This is a genomic window from Pseudomonas sp. 05N36, from assembly GCF_056397385.1.
Genome location: NZ_JBFTNH010000031.1, coordinates 55661 through 72236 on the forward strand (window position 1 = coordinate 55661; position 16576 = coordinate 72236).

Here is a 16576-nt window from a genome sequence, read left to right on the forward strand (position 1 = left end):
AGGCGTAAGAATGAAATGCATGCCTTCGAGTGACCGCTTCTGGCCCAGAGTGTGTAAAAACGCTCATGGCCTCATCGTCTTGGACCATCGACGTTCTTGGCTGAACGATCGCAAGGCAAATGCTGCGTGTCGCATCAGTCGCGACCTGGAACACGTCAATGCTGTTTTTACAGCCTCTGGGATGGGCCAAGCTCAGCCGAAGCTGCATTTCCTCCAATACGTCTTCATGTTCCCAGCGTCGAACTCGTCGTTCCGTGCTCGGGGTGCATTGCGACTTCAACGCGCAACCCTGGCATTTCGAACTCCAGTAACGATGCAACTTCAGGCCTTTTTCAACGTAGGAATAGTGCCAGATCAGCGCTTCTCCAGCCGGGCAAATGTATTCGTTTTTTGCCGCGTCATAGATGAAGGCATCGTTATTGAAACGCCCGTCAGCCTTGGCTCTAGAGGTCATCGGTTTGGGCACATAGGCGGTGATGCCGGCATCGTGACAAGCCAGGATTTGTTCGCTTTTGAAATAACCTCGGTCCGCCACTACCGACAACGTATCTGACGCCATCGCCTCGCGGGCCTGCTTGGCCATCGAGCTGAGTTGATCGCGGTCGGAACCGACGTTGGTCACCTCATGCGCAACGATCAAATGGTGCTGCGTATCGACCGCTGTCTGCACGTTGTAGCCAACGATTCCCGTGCCGCGCGTCATCATGGAGCGGCTGTCTGGATCGGTCAGTGAGACCTGTTTATCCGGCGAGTCATTGAGCTGGATTTCGATAGCCTGAAGCTCTTTCATTTGAGTTTTAAGCTTGGCGATTTTCTCTTCCAGCCGCACGGCACTGGGCTCGGAAGCTGTTGGTTCTTGCCGATCAGCAGCTTCGAGTGCCGTCAGGTAACGGTTGATGCTCGATTCAATTTCTTCCATTCGCCGCTTCAGTTTGGCGCTGGTGAAATTGCGGTCGCGGTTGTTGACTGCTTTGAATTTGCTGCCATCGATGGCGACCAGATGTTCTCCGAACAGTCCCAACTGCTGACACAGCACAACGAACTGGCGACAGACGGCTCTGATGGCTTTGCTGTTGTCTTTTCGGAAGTTGGCGATCGTCTTGAAGTCCGGCATCAAACGCCCGGTCAACCACATCAGTTCGACATTACGTTGGGCTTCTCGCTCCAAACGTCGGCTCGACTGGATGCGGTTGAGATAGCCGTAGATGTAGATCTTCAGCAAGATCGCGGGGTGGTAAGCAGGCCGGCCAGTATCGGCTGGAATGGCACCTTCAAAACCCAGATTGACCAGGTCGAGTTCGTCGACGAAGACGTCGACTACGCGGACCGGATTGGTATCGCTGACGTAGTCGTCGAGGCTCTCGGGAAGTAAGGTGCCTTGGCCTCGATGTTCACCTTGGATAAAGCGCTTCATGGGCGATCCCTGCGATGAAATCCTCAGAAATCATAGCAAGTGTTCGCGAAGGCGTTTTTACACACTCTGGGCCACGCAGCAAGAGCGAGCGATTGCCCCACGGCATCAACGTTATCGGCATCACGATGGTTGTCCCGCACGCATTCATCCGTTCAAACACCACGTCAACGTCCTCCCCCCCGATTGAGGGGAGGCCCTTCTCTTTACGGTATAGCAATGTGTTGCCAAGTCGCCCCACTGTCTCAGTAATACAGATGGATGTGTCGCAACTGCCAGCTACCGTTGTCGCTGGTCCAAACCATCGTGAACGGCGCCTGAAACGCCGCCGGCGATGCGCCGAGAGAGGGTGGCGTTCACTTGGCGACCTCGAACCCCGCGGCCTTGAGCGCAGCAACAGCCACGTCGTGGTCTTGCTGGGCGTTGCCACCAGAGATGCCGATGCCACCGACCAGACGACCGCCCACCACGATGGGAACACCGCCGCCCACCGGCATGACGCGTGGATGATTGGCCAGCGGAGCCGTGGCCGGCTGAGCGACGACCTGGTTCCAGATCATCGTGTCCAGCCCGAAGGAGGCGGCAGTCCAAGCCTTGTTGATGGCCACTTCGGCGGCCAGGAACGGTGTGGCGTCGGCGCGCTCGAAGGCGATCAGGTGGCCGCCTTCGTCGGTCACCGCAATGGCCAGATTCAGGCCGATCTCGGTGGCCGCGTCGCGCGCAGCGACGGCCAGCGCCAGAGCGCTGTCGCGCGTGATGGAAGCCTTGATTTGAACTTGAATAGCGTTGCTTTGAGCCATGATGAGTGTCCTTGAGATGAAGTTAACGGGGGTGAAAAATTGAAGTTGTGAACCTGGCTGCTTGTATGAGGTGCGCTCGAAATCAGAAGCCTTCGAGCACGATCTTGCCCACGGCCTTGCCGCTTTCGATCAGCGCATGCGCGCGGGTCAGGTTTTCCGCGCTGATGCGGCCGAAGACGGCGTTGGCGGTCGTCTTGACGCGGCCGGAGTCGACCAGGTCAGCCACGCGTCCCAGCAAAACGCCCTGCTCTTGCATGTCAGGCGTCTCGAACATCGAGCGCGTGAACATCAGCTCCCAGTGCAGCGACAGCGACTTGCTCTTGAGCGCGATCGGATCCAGCCCTTCCATGTCGTCGATGACGGCCAGCGCACCCTGCGGCTTCAGGCTTTGGATGATCTCTTGGTAGTGCGTGCCGGTCTGCGTGAGCGAGGCCACGTAGTCGACTTGCTCGATGCCGGCCGAGCGCAGCGCCTGCGACAGCGGCTTGGAGTGATCGATGACCGCGTGCGCGCCCAGCTCCAGGCACCATTCACGCGACTCCGGACGCGACGCCGTGGCGATCACGCGCAGCTTGGTCAGCTGCCGGGCCAGCTGGATCAGGATCGAGCCCACGCCACCCGCGCCGCCCACGACCATCAGTGTCTGCCCTTCGCCACCGCCTTGGGCAATGCGCAGCCGATCGAACAGCAGCTCCCACGCGGTGATGGCCGTCAGCGGCAGCGCCGCGGCTTGCGCATCCGAAAGCGACTTGGGCGCCTTGGAGACGATGCGCGCATCCACCGCATGCAGCTCGCTGTTGGCGCCCGGGCGCTTGATCGAGCCGGCGTACCAGACGCGGTCACCGACCGCAAAGCCGGTGGCCTGCGCGCCGACGGCCTCGACCACGCCGACTGCGTCCCAGCCGAGCACCTTGATTTCGCCGGCGGCCGGCGCGCTACCGGCGCGCACCTTGGTGTCGACCGGATTGACCGAGACCGCGTGCACGCGCACCAGCAGGTCACGCGCACCGGGCACCGGCGCGGGCAGTTCCACGTCCTCGAGCGCTTTGGGCGCGTTGATGGGCAGGTTCTTTTGATAACCAACTGCTTTCATGGCACTTTTCCTTCCAGGGGTTAAGTGATGTCGATGGAAAGCAATATAGGTAGAATCCATTTACTTGATAATAGGGCTTTCCGATGTTTCACTTTCAAACCAGAATTGAAAATGTGAACGACCTCCAGGTGCTGCTGCACACGGTCAGCGGAGGGTCATTGACTGCCGCTGCTCGGGCACTCGGCATCACGCCAGCGGCGGCCAGCGCAACGCTAAAGCGGCTCGAGGCTCAGCTGGGCACGCGGCTCTTCGAGCGCTCCACCCGTGCAATGCGGCTTACGCCGACAGGTCAAATCCTTCTGGAGTACGCCCAGCGCGCGTTCGAGCTGCTTGCAGAGGGGGTGTCGCAGCTCGATGCCGAACGCGGCGCACTGGTAGGCACCGTGCGTGTCTCGGCACCGTCGGACCTTGCTCGGACCGTGCTAATGCCAATGTTTGATGAGTTCTTGCGCCTTCACCCCGGGGTGAAACTGGTGCTCAATGTTGGCGACCGCGTTCTCGACGTGCTACGAGACGAGGTGGACCTGGCTATTCGGTACGGTGAGTTGAGCGACTCCCGCCTCGTGGCCCGTCCACTTTCGCTTGCGCACCCCGTCCTCAGCGCTTCTCCCGACTATTTGAGTCGTCACGGCACGCCACGTATGCCAACAGACCTGGTGGACCACAACTGCATTTCATTCATTCGCGGCGGGCGCACGTTCAGCTCGTGGCGCCTCGGTCAGAACGGCCAATGGACCACGGTAAGAGTCAGTGGCGACCGGGTCCTGGATGACGCCTCGCTGGCACGCGAATGGGCCGTTTCGGGAGCCGGGATCATCTTCATGACGGAGATCGAACAACGGCGTGATCTGCAAAGCGGCAATCTGGTGCGGCTACTGACCGAATGGGAAACCGATCCGTATCCGTTGCATGCTCTCTTACCTAGCGGGCGCTTCGTCCCCAATCGCGTTCGCGCGCTCGTGGACTTCATCGCTGGGCGCTTTGCTGAACTCCAGCTATCAAACACGGAGCACTGAAGAAGGCGCTCGGCAGTCCGAGCTGATCACGTAGCGCCTTTGGAATGGTCGTGCCCCCGAAACTCGCCAGGTCGGACGTAGCACGGCCGATCGTTGAAGTTTGCTCGCATCGCGCCCGAGCGGCGGCGCGAACCGCGGCATTATCTGCGGTTTGGGGGCTAGTGTCCGGCCCCGCAGATTCTTAGGCATGCATTGGCCCAGAGTGTGTAAAAACGCTTCACCAAAATTGAAGTATGCGCATCTACGTTAAATCTGAAATTTATCGGCACGTCAGCAGATGTGGATTTCGCGTAGAAATGCGATTTCCAGTCCGATTTCGAGTACCTGTCGCGCTCAAAAACGTTTTTACACAACCTCGGCCAAAAGCAGACAGTGAACAGATTAGTGGCAAATGGGTAGCGTCAACCTGCTACGCTGAATCTTTATCGCGGTTGAGCTTGCCGTCATCCATGTCGCTTTTCTCTTTGGGCTATGCCGCGTTTGCTGCGACGCTCCTCCAAACTAGACAAGGGCTTACAGGACGACAAGGAACGTTATAAAAAAAGGAAAGTATCATGAACTCCACTCTGAAAATAATTACTTGTATGCTAGCCATAAGCATCATAAGCGGCTGCGCCTCTACAATACTGGAGAGCAAGCCATATAAAACATACTCAATTGGGAGTACCGTCACTGCCAGTGTGGGAATGCCATTCATCGAAGCTCAAACAGGGACGATTACAAAAACAAAGCACTGGGTCGGCGTGCTAAATTCGCCAGACGGATGGAAAATTGATGACATCTACTCTTCCGACTTCATAAAAAAAGAGCTTGTTTATTCTGGTAAGTCTGGAAGCACAATTGAAATTGGTTACCGTGAGTACAGAAGCGGCCTTGCTGCTCCAGCATTTTTTCAGTCAGTAAAATACGACTTGAACGAGTCCAATTTGATCGGATTTCAAAACTTCAAATTTAAGGTTAATTCGGCGGACAACTCATCAATAAGCGTTGTAATCATCCAGGATTGAGGAATTGCGCTCTTACAATGGGGTCGTGCCGTTCGCTTTCCTAAGTCGGGACGAGCTAAGTCCATCCCTTAACCTGAACGTTATGAATGTCTGCCAAAAGTCGTTTTTTGCCAGTCACGACCGGCTGAAAACGACCCAAAGCGGCATCCCACCAACGGAATTCGCCGGGACAGTCAAGCAGTGTCGACTTCATCCTTCTTGCCTGCTCCCCACCTGAAGCTGAGCCTATCATCGCAATCCATCACAAACAGCCCTGACCAGATAGCCAACCAGAACTGAGCTGTCACAAGCGGGGGTAGCGCCATAATCCGCCCAATACCTCGAATGAGTGTCTGTATGACTGGTTTGCGGCGTGGGCCTGTCGCGTAAGGCGAATACACACGATTTCTGGGAAGCCCAAAGCACAAACGCCAATACATGGCGATTTCTCCCTTAGCAAACTTTATCGCATTACAATTCCACCAGTGCCCCCACTGATACATCCACTCATCACTCAGGAGCCAACTTTGGGATAGGTATGAACGCATAGTGTTACAAGGTGGCAGAGCCTCACCACTCGAAAGCCTTACAACACACTGCCGCAACACGACCTCTTCGACAGAGAATGCTATTTCCTCTCGGAGGCCTCCAACAAAATCCAGAACCGGAACATTTATCAAGTTCCAGACCATCGGGGTTCGGTCAACGTCACAAACAGATATTTTGTCCTGATAGCGGACGCCAGCGCCACAGGCCTCGAAATAAAGATCCACATTTGCCAGTCTCTGACCGGTCGATCTTAAGGCAAGCTTAGAGACATGGGGTTTGTGATCTGTAGGCTGCGCCAGCCTCAAGGAATACTCAAGGTAGTCTCCTAATGGTTCCCACCGCGATCCGAGCTGATGACGAGAATTCCATTTCCGATGTGATCCAACGTAGGTTTTGTACAGCAACACCCTGGTTACACGCTGCCAAACCCAGGAAGCAGCTTTCACGATCAGGTTGAACGGAAGAGGCAGATCCAAATGAAACTCCAAAGCTCAAGCATACAGGCCAGTTGGCCTTAGCATCTCATGCGTCACTAAACCATGAGTCCCCGCTGAATGGCTAGCGGCGATTAGATGATCTAGGTGGGCATACGCTCAACGCAGCGGCCTCAATCAGGGCTTACAAATCGCTCCCCTGAAAACTCCGGTTGTAATGCTCACTGAGCTGCATCTAGCCAACGTCAGCTTCAGGTCGATAGCAGCCCTTACTTACAGGCAGCTATCAGCCAAGAGGCAACCCACGACTCCAACAATAAATTCCCCCCTTTGCTCGTGAAACTTGTGTTGAGGCCCACAGTCTTAGCCCAGCCTTGGAATCCATCTGCAAGCCAATACAGCAAAACGCTCTGCGGTCATTCCTCTGCCCACTATCGCCATTACCGTCGTCATCCCATCAGAGCTGCCCGCCTCATGCGCCAGACCGTTCGCTCCTCCTGCATTTTCTCGCTCTGCCTTATTCCTTTGCTCCCCCTGTTCGCCAGTCCCGCCCATGCCGGCGAGGAAAGGCAACTGGTGGAGGACATCAACGACTACCGCGCCCAACCGCAGCGCTGCGCGGGGCGCACGGTCCGAGCCTTGACGCCGCTGGCGCTGAAGTCGAACCTGGCCTTGCCGATCGGCTATGGCGGCGTTACGCGGGAGACGTTGAAGGATTCCGGCTATCAGGCGGCGTCTGTGCGGACTATCCGTCTGGTCGACGCAGAAGATGCCGAGGAGGCCTTTGACATGCTCGAGAGCCGCTACTGTGGGGCCCTGCTCGATACCCAGTTCACCGATATTGGCGTGTATCGCGACGAGAGCGAATGGCAGGTGGTGCTGGCGCGGCCCTTGCTCGATAGGCATCTGGACGACCCGCGAGCGGCGGGCAAGACGTTGCTGGCAGAAGTCAACGCGGCACGGGCGAAACCGCGCCTGTGTGGTCGACAGCGCTTCGCCGCTGCACCGCCGCTGACCTGGAATGCCGCCCTGGGCACAGCGGCGCAGGGGCACAGCCGGGCGATGGCCAACGACAATTACTTCGCGCACCAGGACCCCAACGGTGATATGCCGTGGGACCGAGCGAAGGCCGCCGGCTACGGTGGCCGGCAGATCGGAGAGAACATCGCCGCCGGGCAGCGTTCACCGGACAAGGCTATGGAAGGCTGGCTGGCCAGCCCCGGGCATTGCGCCATCCTGATGAACCCGATGTTTACCCAGGTTGGCGCGGCCTATGCCGCGAACTCGCGTAGCGACAACGGCATCTATTGGACGATGCTGTTCGGCGCGAAATAAGGAAATCAATGAAAAGGGGACAGATTGCGTCGAGGCTGATGACAGATAAACAAGTCTGCCCCCTTTTCATTTTTTAGATCCGCCACCGCTCAAGCAAGCGTCATCACCCTGTTTACCCGCCTCACCAACCGCCAGTGGACGATCCACAGCGGTAACGCCATAGCTCCCCCCAGCGAACCAAGTTCGTTGGGCAGCAACGAAACAATCTGCGCGGTACACCACCCCAGCCCTGAGAACAGGCCAAAACTATTGAACGAGCCCAGCGCTTTGTTATGCCTGGCTTCACGCCGTAGCGATCGGGCCACGTGAACGACAATGAAAAAGTCTTCAATGAAGTTGTAAGGCAGCAGAAACATCAGCCATACACTTCGAGGCGACGCCACCCTGGATGAAGGTTTGACCAATGTCAGCGAACGCTGGAGGTCGCGGCAATAAAAGAATACGGCGATCAGGAACACCAGCGTCAGTATCGACGCCCCGATGCTGCCCAATGCCCCCAGTTCGCTGAAGATTCCCCCGGCCACCGAAGGATCTACCAAGGGCCACGCCAACGCCCAGGCCACGGGAATAGTCAGCAGAATCTTGAAGACGACGAGCAACATCGGCGAACCCCGCAATCAATGACAGTCGCCATTATGCCGCAGCGGATTTTGCCTTGAATGCGGTCACGGGTCGCAGGCGAGCCCCTACAGGTGTGAACCTATTTCAGGACTAGACACAGCAATGAAAAATAAATCTGTCCCCTTTTTCCTTATGCCGCGCAGCGGCAGTCTTCGGTTGCGGTCCGGGTTGAGGGAAGGGTTAGACCTCAGTTGGCCGCGCATGATGATTTGGACTTTGGCTTACGCCTCCGTCGCCGACGGCCAGCCGATCCGTGCCGCACTACGAAGATTGGACTGAACGACTAAGCGATGAAACGGGGCAATGAGAAAAATATAGAGACGACCTAAGCGATTGTGGCAATGAACAACGGTCGACAGAGTCAAGTGACGTTTAGCTCCCGGCGACGACTGACCGGAACATAGAACAGAGAGCCTGAAGTCCAGGTGCTTGTCGTCTTCTCCAAGAACGACTTCAGTTGGACTTGTGCTGTAGATCATAAAGATGCCGAGTCGGCCCGCTCCGCTCTCCGCATCCAGTGATGCGAGATGCTTAGCTGTCTTGAGGCCGAAGCCGGCTACGAGCGCGTCTCGAACCGTCAAGAGGCTGCCGACCCAAGGCGCTTGGTGAGCGAAGATGAACCTCGCCAACAATTCGGGATTGGTTGACGCTCCGGTGGGAAGCTCGATCGAGTAAGCGTCGGCGAGATTCATCGATGCGTAGGCCTTAGCAATCGCCGACTCCGGAGGAAGCGACACAGATGTTGCGTGATGGTGTTCGGTTGACATGTATGCGGCCTATGGTTCGTTTCTGAAGTCTAAAATTTCAACCACATGATCTGGCATCTCCTGCGGGAGCATTTGCCTAGCACTGTCATTGGCATTTTCTTGGCTATCCGCCCGTATCGGCCTTGTGCCTTCGGACCAGGACTCGCTATCGAGCGACGACTTGAGGCGATATCTGTACTTCACGAAAAAGAACCTCAGTGCTGTCATTTTTTGGCCCTGGATGAGGTTCGAGTACGAATCACAGGAAGCGTAGCATTGAATAGCCCCTGGCTTAGTAGACGCAACCGAACGCCCCACTGATCTCCGACGCTTGTTGGTACTCGCCGGCTGCTTCAGGCCGTTTACGGTACTTCGCGGCAGGCAGAAAACGGCCAGAAGCAGTCACTGGAAACCCATCAGCGAATTCGTAATGAGCTTCCCATTGCCCGCTCTACCTTGTTAGAGCAGGCGGGTACGGGATGAGTGACTGCAAAACTCTACTCTGCCAACCTTAACCGCAACCGGCTTCGATGGGATAAGCCTGCTTGCAAGGCAAATGCAACTATCACGGTAGATGGCGCGGAAAAGCTGCTCAGGCCGCCGCCGGAAAACATCAACGCAAGACCCAATGCAGTGGCGCCAAACCAGGCCGTCAAGCCCACCGGGTTAAACGCGGCCACCCGTTCGAGCGTTGCCACGTCACCGCGTCCGTAGACAATCTGCGCCAACGCCACACCCACCCAGGCAACCACGAAAATCCCCTGATAGGCCAACGCTTTAAGTATGTAAGTAAACACGTCCGCGAGCATCAGGCCGTACACGATCACCCCAACCGTCAGCGCCCACATCAAGTACGAACCGCGTATGCCAAAGCGTGCAAAGAACGCCTGCATGTTCAGGGTCGCCAAGTAATAGTTGGCGGTGTTGATCCGGGTTTGCGTGGCCCAGACAAACAGCAATCCCCACAGGCCCATCAACTGCAAAATCGCCATCACCACCGAGACTTCGTTCAGCGCGCCTTCGTGGGGAATGCTGCTGACCAGGTAAATACCCGCCGCGCCGTTGAGCAGAAACGTCACCGCGTAGAACGGCATGCCGAAGTTCCAGCGACCGTGGTACTCGGCGTCTTCAGGCTTGCCGAAACGCGCATAGTCGAAGGTGAACAGCATCAACACCCAGACCCCCATGTAGGCGACAAAACAATCCCACCAGCCGAATGCACTAGGCGTTGCCGGGCCGAAATCCAGCCATTGCGGCTGGTAGCCATAACGGCTGATCGATAGCCCCACCGCCACCAGCAAACCACCGAGGTACACCGGCAGCAACACGCCGTTGAGCTTGTCCAGCCAGTGCTGCACGCTGCCCAGGATCATCGGCACGCTGTAGAGCACCACCGCCAATGCCGCCAGCGGATAGACCAGTTCCGGGTACAGGTGATTGAGCGCGACGGCGATCACCGAACCTTCGAACACCGCGTAATAGATCGCGGTCGAGAAGAAAATCAACGTCGCCAGGCACGCCCCGGTGCTGCCGAACAACAGCCGTGAAAACAACGCCACCGACAAACCGCTGCGAATCGCAAAGCGGCTGAGCACGCTGTTGACCAGTCCATAACTGATCACCGACAGGACCATGCCGATCAGCGCATTGCGCGCACCGAACGACAACGCCAATGAAGCACCCACCACGATATAAAACATCGCACTGCACACGGCCCACCAGGCCATGGTCAGGGACAGTCGACCCATGCGCGCTTCGGTGGGAACAGGATGATGCGCCGGGTATTGCCCGGTTTGACTCGATTGCGATAAAGCAGCCATATGCGTGAACTCCAAAACCAGTCAAAGGTTGAAGCGCGGGCAGCCGTCACCGCACCGAAGTGCGGCGTTGGCGTACCGTTTGGCATGGCCCGCGCTAGACGGCGGGCAGAATCAGGAAGGGAACAGCTTGCTCAGGCAGCTGAGTTTTTTCTTATAGGAACGTCGCGCTTCCAGCGCCTCTTCGAGGGTTACCGCGACAAAGCGGGCCTTCTGGTTGGGTTGCATCTGGCCGATCAAATCGAGGTCGGCGCTGATCACCGTGCCAATCATCGCGTAGCCGCCACCGGACACCGCATCACGGTGCAGCACGATGGGTTCGAGCCCGGCGGGCACCTGGATCGAGCCGATCGGGTAGCAACTGTCGACGATGTTCGACGGATCGGAACCGGCGCCGAACGGCTGCTCCCGGGGCTGAAAGCTCAGCGCGCTGCCGCCCTTGAAGCGATAGCCGATGCGGTCGGCTTCCGAACCGACCGTCCACGGCTCGGCGAAAAAGCTCTTCGCCGCCGATTCGGTCAAGCGGTGGTAGTACAAACCGGGCACCACCCGCAGGGTGATTTCGCCACCCAATGATTGCCGTAACGCCATGGGCAAACTGGCCCCGGCGCGGCTCTTGCCACTGGCGATGCCCACCGGCAATTCGTCGCCTGCAATCAGGCGTCGCCCCTGAAAACCGCCGAGCGCGCCCAGCGCATAGGTGGAGCGACTGCCGAGCACCACCGGCACATCAATGCCGCCGGCCACCGCCACATAAGCGGGGGCACCAGCCTTGGGAAAGTCAAAGTGCAGCACTTGCCCGGCCTTCACGGTGAACGCGGTGTCGTGGTGCATTTCCACGCCATCGACCCGTGGCGTCATGTGCGCACCGCTGACCGCCACCAATGCATCCTGCTGAAACTCCAACTCAGGCCCGAGCAGCGTGCATTCCAGCGCCGCCAAACCTGCTGGGTTGCCGACCAATCGATTGGCCGCGCTCAAAGCGTATTGATCAAGCGCGCCGGACGGCGGAATGCCCAAGTGGTAATACCCTTCGCGGCCCAGGTCTTGTACCGAAGTGGCGAGGCCGGGTTTGAGGACCTTGATCATGCCAATACCTCCTGCAACGACTTGGGATAGCCAACGGGATCGGCAAGGAACGCGTCCAGCGAAAACTCCACCGGCCGAATCCGCAGATCAAAGCAACCGGCTTCCACTTCGGCCACCGCGCGGTCGTAGGCTTCACGGTCCATCGGTTTGAACTGCACGATGTCGCCTGGACGGAAAAACACCATGTGTTCTTTCAGGTACGCAAGGTTCTGTTGCGGGTCGTAGATCGGCGCAGGCGTGACGCCAAACATCTGATAGCCGCCGGCGCCGCGCACTGAGTAAATGCAACCAAAGCAACCGCCGTGACCGAGGGTCAATTTCGGTGTGTCGGTGCGCGGACGCAGGTATTTTGGCACCTGCAACTGACGCTCGCGCTCGACCATCTGGAACATGAATGGCAACCCGGCAACGAAGCCGACCATCGAGACAAACCACGGCGCGCCACTGTGAGCCGCGATGAATGCATCGACGTCGGCCAGACCGTTGATTCGTGCGGCGTATTCCAGGTCCGTGGCGCTCGGGTCCTGATGGCGATCGCGAAAACGCATCAGGGTTTCATGGGTCCAGGGATCGTTGTAGAGCACCGGAATTTCGATGATCCGGGTCTGCAAGGTGCGCTCGGCGACTGCCTCGGCTTCTGCGCCTTTCACGGCTTCGAGCAAGGTATGAGGCGCGATACGGTCCGGGTCAAAACGAATCTGGAATGACGCGTTGGCCAGGCACACATCGAGCACGCCATCCAGCGCCAGCCGTTCTACCGCACGGGTGACCGCCATGCCTTTGAAAAACGCTTCCAGAGACATGCTGTCACTGACTTCGGCAAACAAATGCTCATCGGCGCCAAAGCTGTAGCGGATGGGATTGCTCACGCTTCACCTCCGAGGCGGCGCTCGGCCAGCCAGGTTTCCAGGGTGCCGGTGTGGAAGTCGGCGCTGTGCAGCCACGGTTGTTCCAGCAATTCGCCGTGCAACGATAAGGTGCTGGCCATGCCCGTGAGCGTGGTTTGCTTCACCGCAACCCGCGCACGGGCCAAGGTTTCGGCGCGATCAGCACCGTGAACGATCAGCTTGGCTAGCAACGAGTCATAGTACGGCGGCACGCGATAGCCTTGATACAGATGAGTATCTACGCGAATGCCTTCACCGTGCGGCCAGATCAGTTCCTCGACCAGGCCCGGGCTGGGGAAGAAATCCCGCGCCGGGTCTTCGGCGTTCAGGCGCATTTGCAACGCAGCGCCATTGAGCTGAATATCACTTTGCTTGAAGCCCAACGGCTCGCCGCCAGCAATGCGCAACATGGCCTGGACCAGATCGATGCCGGTGATCAGTTCGCTCACTGGGTGCTCCACCTGAATCCGCGTGTTCATCTCAATAAAGAAGAACTCGCCCGTCACGTCGTCATACAGGTATTCCAAGGTCCCGGCGCCCTTATAGCCAAGGGATTCGGTCAGGCGCACGGCGCTGGCGCAGAGTGTCTCGCGTTGCTGCTGACTGAGTACCGGCGACGGCGCTTCTTCGAAGATTTTCTGCCGGCGCCGTTGCAGCGAACACTCGCGCTCAAACAAATGCACGGCGTGCTGACCGTCGCCCAGCACCTGCACTTCAATATGCCGGGCCCGGCTGATAAACCGCTCCAGATACACCGCGCCGTTGCCGAACGCAGCTTGGGCTTCGCGCTGGGACCGGGGGAACTCTTCAGCCAGTTGCTCGGCGTTTTCCGCCAGCCGAATACCGCGCCCGCCACCGCCGGCCGAGGCTTTGATCAACAGAGGAAAGCCAACGGCTTCGGCGGCCTTGAGCGCCGATTCGACGTCGAACAGCTCACCCGGCGAACCCGGCACCACCGGCACGCCAGCGGCTTGTGCGGTACGCCGTGCCTCGGCTTTATCGCCCATGCGCCGGATCGTCTCCGCGCTCGGGCCGACGAAAATGGCGCCGGCAGCCACCACCGCTTCGGCGAAATCGGCGTTCTCAGACAGAAAGCCGTAACCGGGATGCACCGCGTTGGCGCCCGTGGCTTTCAAGGCGCCGAGCAAGGCCTCGACGTTCAGGTAGCTTTTGTCGGCACGGGCCGGGCCAAGAATGTGCACCTCATCGGCCATGCGCGCGGCCTGGGAATCGACGTCCGCCTCGCTGCACGCAGCAACGGTGGGAATGCCCAGTTCTTTGGCGGCGCGGATAATCCGCACGGCGATCTCGCCACGGTTGGCAACCAGCAGTTTATGAATGGCTTGGATCATGATCGCGCCCTCACTCGTCGTCGAGTGTTGCGACGACTTGACCCGGCTCCACCGGATCACCGTCTTCTACCAAAAAGGCACTGAGGCGACCGGCCGTCCCGGCGGTCAGTTCGGAGAATTGCTTCATGACCTCGATCAGGCCAATTACCGTGTCGGCGCTGACCCCCGCGCCGACCTCTACGAAGTTCGCCGATTCCGGGGTGGCTTTGCGGTAGAAGGTCCCCGGCAACGGGGTGATTACAGTGTGTTCGGCCATGTCTGTTCCTCTTGGAATAGTTGTAGAAAGGCAGGCAAAAATGAATCGGTGTTCAAACCCTGGCGTCTGTGTGCCAGGTGTTTCGTCCGGCATCAGCGCGGTGCGCGAACCTGAATCCCGGCGCCATCGAGCGCGTTACGCGTGGCTTCGACCAATGCCAGCGCGCCCGGTGTGTCGCTGTGCAAACAGATCGAATCGAATTCGATCGCCAGGTCCTGACCCTCGACCGTGCGCACCACGCCTTCCTGGCAGGCACGCAGCACCCGCGCAGCCACCTGGGCTGGGTCGTAAGCCCGCACGTTGCGGGTGAATACGATGGAACCGCTGAGGTCGTACTCGCGGTCGGCGTAGAACTCGCGGATCACCGGTTGGCCAAGTTCCTTGGCGACACGCCAGATCACTGAATCAGGCATGCAATACAGCAGCAACTCAGGCTCCAGGCGCTGGAGGTTTTCCACCAGCAAACGGGCGGCTTCCTCGTCCCGTGCCAGGTGCATGTAGAGCGCGCCGTGGGGTTTGATGTGTTGCAGGGCCACGCCTTGAACCCGGGCGAGTTCACGCAGGGCACCCAACTGATAGAGCATGTCGTCCACCAGCTCCTGGGCCGGTGCATTAATGTGCCGGCGGCCGAAACCGACCAGGTCGCGAAACCCCGGATGCGCGCCGATGGCCACGCCCAGGCGTTTGGCCTGTTCGATGGTACGACGCATGGTGCCGGGGTCGCCGGCATGAAAACCGGTGGCGATATTGGCCGAACTGATATAAGCCATCAGTTCACTGTCGACGCCATCACCGATGGTCCATGGGCCGAAGCCTTCGCCCATGTCCGAGTTGAAATCTACTGCCTGCATAACACTTGCTCCTGACGCTTGTGACTTCATGCAGACCACGTTAAATTCCGGCCAACCCCTTGGGAAGATCTATTAACAGATAGGGTATCTTCTGAAAAACAGATACCTCGTTATCCGGAGTGCCCATGTCACTGACCCTGCGCCAGGTCCGCTATTTCGTCGCCACCGCCGAGATCGGGCAAATCTCCCAAGCGGCGATTCATCTGAATATTTCCCAGTCGGCAGTGACCACTGCGATCAAGGAACTGGAAGGCATGCTTGGCACGCTGTTGTTCCAGCGCTCGGCTCAGGGCATGAGCCTGACCGATGCCGGACGGCACTTTCTGAACAGGGCCTATGTGATTTTGCGCAGCGTCGATGACGCGTTGAACAGCCCGTTGCCGGACATCCGCGCCAGTGGTGTATTGCGTTTAGCGGCGAGTTACACGGTGATCGGTTACTTCCTGCCGCATCACCTGCAACGGCTTGAACACTGGCATCCGGACGTGGCCATCGAAGTCCACGAACAAGAACGGACGGCCATCGAGCAGGGTCTGCTGGAAGGTCGATTCGACATGGCAGTGGTGCTCACCGCGAACCTCACCCACCCGGATATCGTCTCGGAGATTCTCTTCAACTCCGAGCGCCGATTATGGCTGCCCAGCCGCCATCCCCTGTGCGAGCGTTCGGCAGTCAGCCTCGCCGACGTTGCGAAGGAACCTTACATTCTGCTGACCGTCGACGAAGCCGAACAAAGTGCCATGCGCTACTGGGAACACGCGCGACAGCAGCCAAACGTGCGGGTGCGCACCAGTTCAGTCGAAGCGGTGCGCAGCATGGTCGCCAATGGCAGCGGCGTGGCAATCCTCTCGGACTTGGTGCACCGCCCCTGGTCACTGGAAGGAAAACGCATCGAAACCCTGACAGTCACCGACAAGGTGACGCCGATGAGTGTCGGACTGGCGTGGCATCGCGAGCGCGAATTCAGCCCGGCGATGCAGGCGTTTCGTAACTATTTCCACGATGCATTTTTGGCGCCGCAACAGCTGTCTGCGCGACGCTGAAAACAATGAAAACCATGCCCTCTTCTTGTGGATTTACGATGAGCGCTTTAGGCCATTTCCGGTCTGTTGTGACGGGAAGATTTTGGCCGTTTTCTGCCGTCACGAATGACCGTTTTGGGTCGGATGCAGCCCTTCACGACAGGCAGCTATCGGCCCAGAGTGTGTAAAAACGCCTTCGCGAACACTTGCTATGATTTCTGAGGATTTCATCGCAGGGATCGCCCATGAAGCGCTTTATCCAAGGTGAACATCGAGGCCAAGGCACCTTACTTCCCGAGAGCCTCGACGAC

Annotated in this window: 15 protein-coding genes and 1 pseudogene; 5 read left to right on the plus strand and 11 right to left on the minus strand. The window is 58.4% G+C overall.

Annotated elements, in window-relative coordinates:
* Positions 1 to 184: 184 nt before the first annotated feature.
* From AC1DIH_RS27025 to AC1DIH_RS27035, 3 genes and pseudogenes are all read right to left on the minus strand, one after another.
* Positions 185 to 1414: pseudogene (locus tag AC1DIH_RS27025) on the minus strand (IS1182 family transposase); the annotation flags it as partial.
* Positions 1415 to 1767: 353 nt separating this feature from the next.
* Positions 1768 to 2211, minus strand: coding sequence for a GlcG/HbpS family heme-binding protein (locus tag AC1DIH_RS27030; protein WP_477773926.1), 444 nt, complete (start codon positions 2209 to 2211; stop codon positions 1768 to 1770).
* 82 nt (positions 2212 to 2293) lie between these two features.
* Positions 2294 to 3304, minus strand: coding sequence for a zinc-binding alcohol dehydrogenase family protein (locus AC1DIH_RS27035; RefSeq protein ID WP_477773927.1), 1011 nt, complete (start codon positions 3302 to 3304; stop codon positions 2294 to 2296).
* Between the two features lie 83 nt (positions 3305 to 3387).
* On the opposite strand from AC1DIH_RS27035, the gene AC1DIH_RS27040 reads away from it, so the two are divergent.
* From AC1DIH_RS27040 to AC1DIH_RS27050, 3 genes are all read left to right on the plus strand, one after another.
* The gene (locus tag AC1DIH_RS27040; protein WP_477773928.1) at positions 3388 to 4320 is read left to right on the plus strand and encodes a LysR family transcriptional regulator; all 933 of its coding nucleotides are present in this window, start codon (positions 3388 to 3390) and stop codon (positions 4318 to 4320) included.
* Positions 4321 to 4874: 554 nt separating this feature from the next.
* Entirely contained in the window at positions 4875 to 5327 is a 453-nt protein-coding gene (locus tag AC1DIH_RS27045) for a hypothetical protein (protein WP_477773929.1), read from the plus strand.
* 1436 nt (positions 5328 to 6763) lie between these two features.
* On the plus strand, positions 6764 to 7624 hold the full coding sequence (locus AC1DIH_RS27050) for a CAP domain-containing protein (protein WP_477773930.1): 861 nt from the start codon (positions 6764 to 6766) through the stop codon (positions 7622 to 7624).
* 89 nt (positions 7625 to 7713) lie between these two features.
* Here the strand turns inward: AC1DIH_RS27050 and AC1DIH_RS27055 are convergent, their stop codons facing one another.
* From AC1DIH_RS27055 to AC1DIH_RS27090, 8 genes are all read right to left on the minus strand, one after another.
* Positions 7714 to 8226, minus strand: coding sequence for a hypothetical protein (locus tag AC1DIH_RS27055; RefSeq protein WP_477773931.1), 513 nt, complete (start codon positions 8224 to 8226; stop codon positions 7714 to 7716).
* Between the two features lie 240 nt (positions 8227 to 8466).
* Positions 8467 to 9012 (minus strand): DUF2867 domain-containing protein, encoded by a 546-nt coding sequence (locus AC1DIH_RS27060; RefSeq protein ID WP_477773932.1) that lies wholly within the window; start codon positions 9010 to 9012, stop codon positions 8467 to 8469.
* Positions 9013 to 9488: 476 nt separating this feature from the next.
* Entirely contained in the window at positions 9489 to 10811 is a 1323-nt protein-coding gene (locus tag AC1DIH_RS27065) for a purine-cytosine permease family protein (protein WP_477773933.1), read from the minus strand.
* A 111-nt stretch (positions 10812 to 10922) separates the two neighbouring features.
* Complete coding sequence (locus AC1DIH_RS27070) at positions 10923 to 11897, minus strand: 5-oxoprolinase subunit C family protein (protein ID WP_477773934.1); 975 nt, start codon at positions 11895 to 11897, stop codon at positions 10923 to 10925.
* Positions 11894 to 12766: a 5-oxoprolinase subunit B family protein gene (locus AC1DIH_RS27075; RefSeq protein WP_477773935.1), complete on the minus strand. Its 873-nt coding sequence runs from the start codon at positions 12764 to 12766 to the stop codon at positions 11894 to 11896. The genes AC1DIH_RS27070 and AC1DIH_RS27075 overlap by 4 nt, the downstream gene beginning before the upstream one ends.
* On the minus strand, positions 12763 to 14136 hold the full coding sequence (locus AC1DIH_RS27080; protein ID WP_477773936.1) for an acetyl-CoA carboxylase biotin carboxylase subunit: 1374 nt from the start codon (positions 14134 to 14136) through the stop codon (positions 12763 to 12765). Before AC1DIH_RS27080 ends, AC1DIH_RS27075 begins: the two co-directional genes overlap by 4 nt.
* A 10-nt stretch (positions 14137 to 14146) precedes the next feature.
* A complete protein-coding gene (locus tag AC1DIH_RS27085; protein ID WP_054598042.1) occupies positions 14147 to 14392 on the minus strand; it encodes an acetyl-CoA carboxylase in 246 nt (81 codons plus the stop codon).
* A 92-nt stretch (positions 14393 to 14484) separates the two neighbouring features.
* Positions 14485 to 15243 (minus strand): 5-oxoprolinase subunit PxpA, encoded by a 759-nt coding sequence (locus AC1DIH_RS27090; RefSeq protein ID WP_427546807.1) that lies wholly within the window; start codon positions 15241 to 15243, stop codon positions 14485 to 14487.
* Between the two features lie 125 nt (positions 15244 to 15368).
* On the opposite strand from AC1DIH_RS27090, the gene AC1DIH_RS27095 reads away from it, so the two are divergent.
* Both AC1DIH_RS27095 and AC1DIH_RS27100 read left to right on the plus strand, forming a co-directional pair.
* The gene (locus AC1DIH_RS27095; RefSeq protein WP_477773937.1) at positions 15369 to 16286 is read left to right on the plus strand and encodes a LysR family transcriptional regulator; all 918 of its coding nucleotides are present in this window, start codon (positions 15369 to 15371) and stop codon (positions 16284 to 16286) included.
* Between the two features lie 224 nt (positions 16287 to 16510).
* Positions 16511 to 16576, plus strand: a 66-nt coding sequence (locus AC1DIH_RS27100; RefSeq protein WP_477773939.1) for a hypothetical protein, incomplete at its 3' end; no start/stop codon positions are given.

Excerpts from the sequence above, each read along its gene's own strand:
- AC1DIH_RS27050 (WP_477773930.1), top strand. The coding sequence starts at position 6,764 with ATGCGCCAGACCGTTCGCTCCTCCTGCATTTTCTCGCTCTGCCTTATT.
- AC1DIH_RS27030 (WP_477773926.1), bottom strand. The coding sequence starts at position 2,211 with ATGGCTCAAAGCAACGCTATTCAAGTTCAAATCAAGGCTTCCATCACG.
- AC1DIH_RS27070 (WP_477773934.1), bottom strand. The coding sequence starts at position 11,897 with ATGATCAAGGTCCTCAAACCCGGCCTCGCCACTTCGGTACAAGACCTG.
- AC1DIH_RS27060 (WP_477773932.1), bottom strand. The coding sequence starts at position 9,012 with ATGTCAACCGAACACCATCACGCAACATCTGTGTCGCTTCCTCCGGAG.
- AC1DIH_RS27085 (WP_054598042.1), bottom strand. The coding sequence starts at position 14,392 with ATGGCCGAACACACTGTAATCACCCCGTTGCCGGGGACCTTCTACCGC.
- AC1DIH_RS27095 (WP_477773937.1), top strand. The coding sequence starts at position 15,369 with ATGTCACTGACCCTGCGCCAGGTCCGCTATTTCGTCGCCACCGCCGAG.
- AC1DIH_RS27040 (WP_477773928.1), top strand. The coding sequence starts at position 3,388 with ATGTTTCACTTTCAAACCAGAATTGAAAATGTGAACGACCTCCAGGTG.
- AC1DIH_RS27045 (WP_477773929.1), top strand. The coding sequence starts at position 4,875 with ATGAACTCCACTCTGAAAATAATTACTTGTATGCTAGCCATAAGCATC.
- AC1DIH_RS27065 (WP_477773933.1), bottom strand. The coding sequence starts at position 10,811 with ATGGCTGCTTTATCGCAATCGAGTCAAACCGGGCAATACCCGGCGCAT.
- AC1DIH_RS27055 (WP_477773931.1), bottom strand. The coding sequence starts at position 8,226 with ATGTTGCTCGTCGTCTTCAAGATTCTGCTGACTATTCCCGTGGCCTGG.
- AC1DIH_RS27035 (WP_477773927.1), bottom strand. The coding sequence starts at position 3,304 with ATGAAAGCAGTTGGTTATCAAAAGAACCTGCCCATCAACGCGCCCAAA.
- AC1DIH_RS27090 (WP_427546807.1), bottom strand. The coding sequence starts at position 15,243 with ATGCAGGCAGTAGATTTCAACTCGGACATGGGCGAAGGCTTCGGCCCA.
- AC1DIH_RS27080 (WP_477773936.1), bottom strand. The coding sequence starts at position 14,136 with ATGATCCAAGCCATTCATAAACTGCTGGTTGCCAACCGTGGCGAGATC.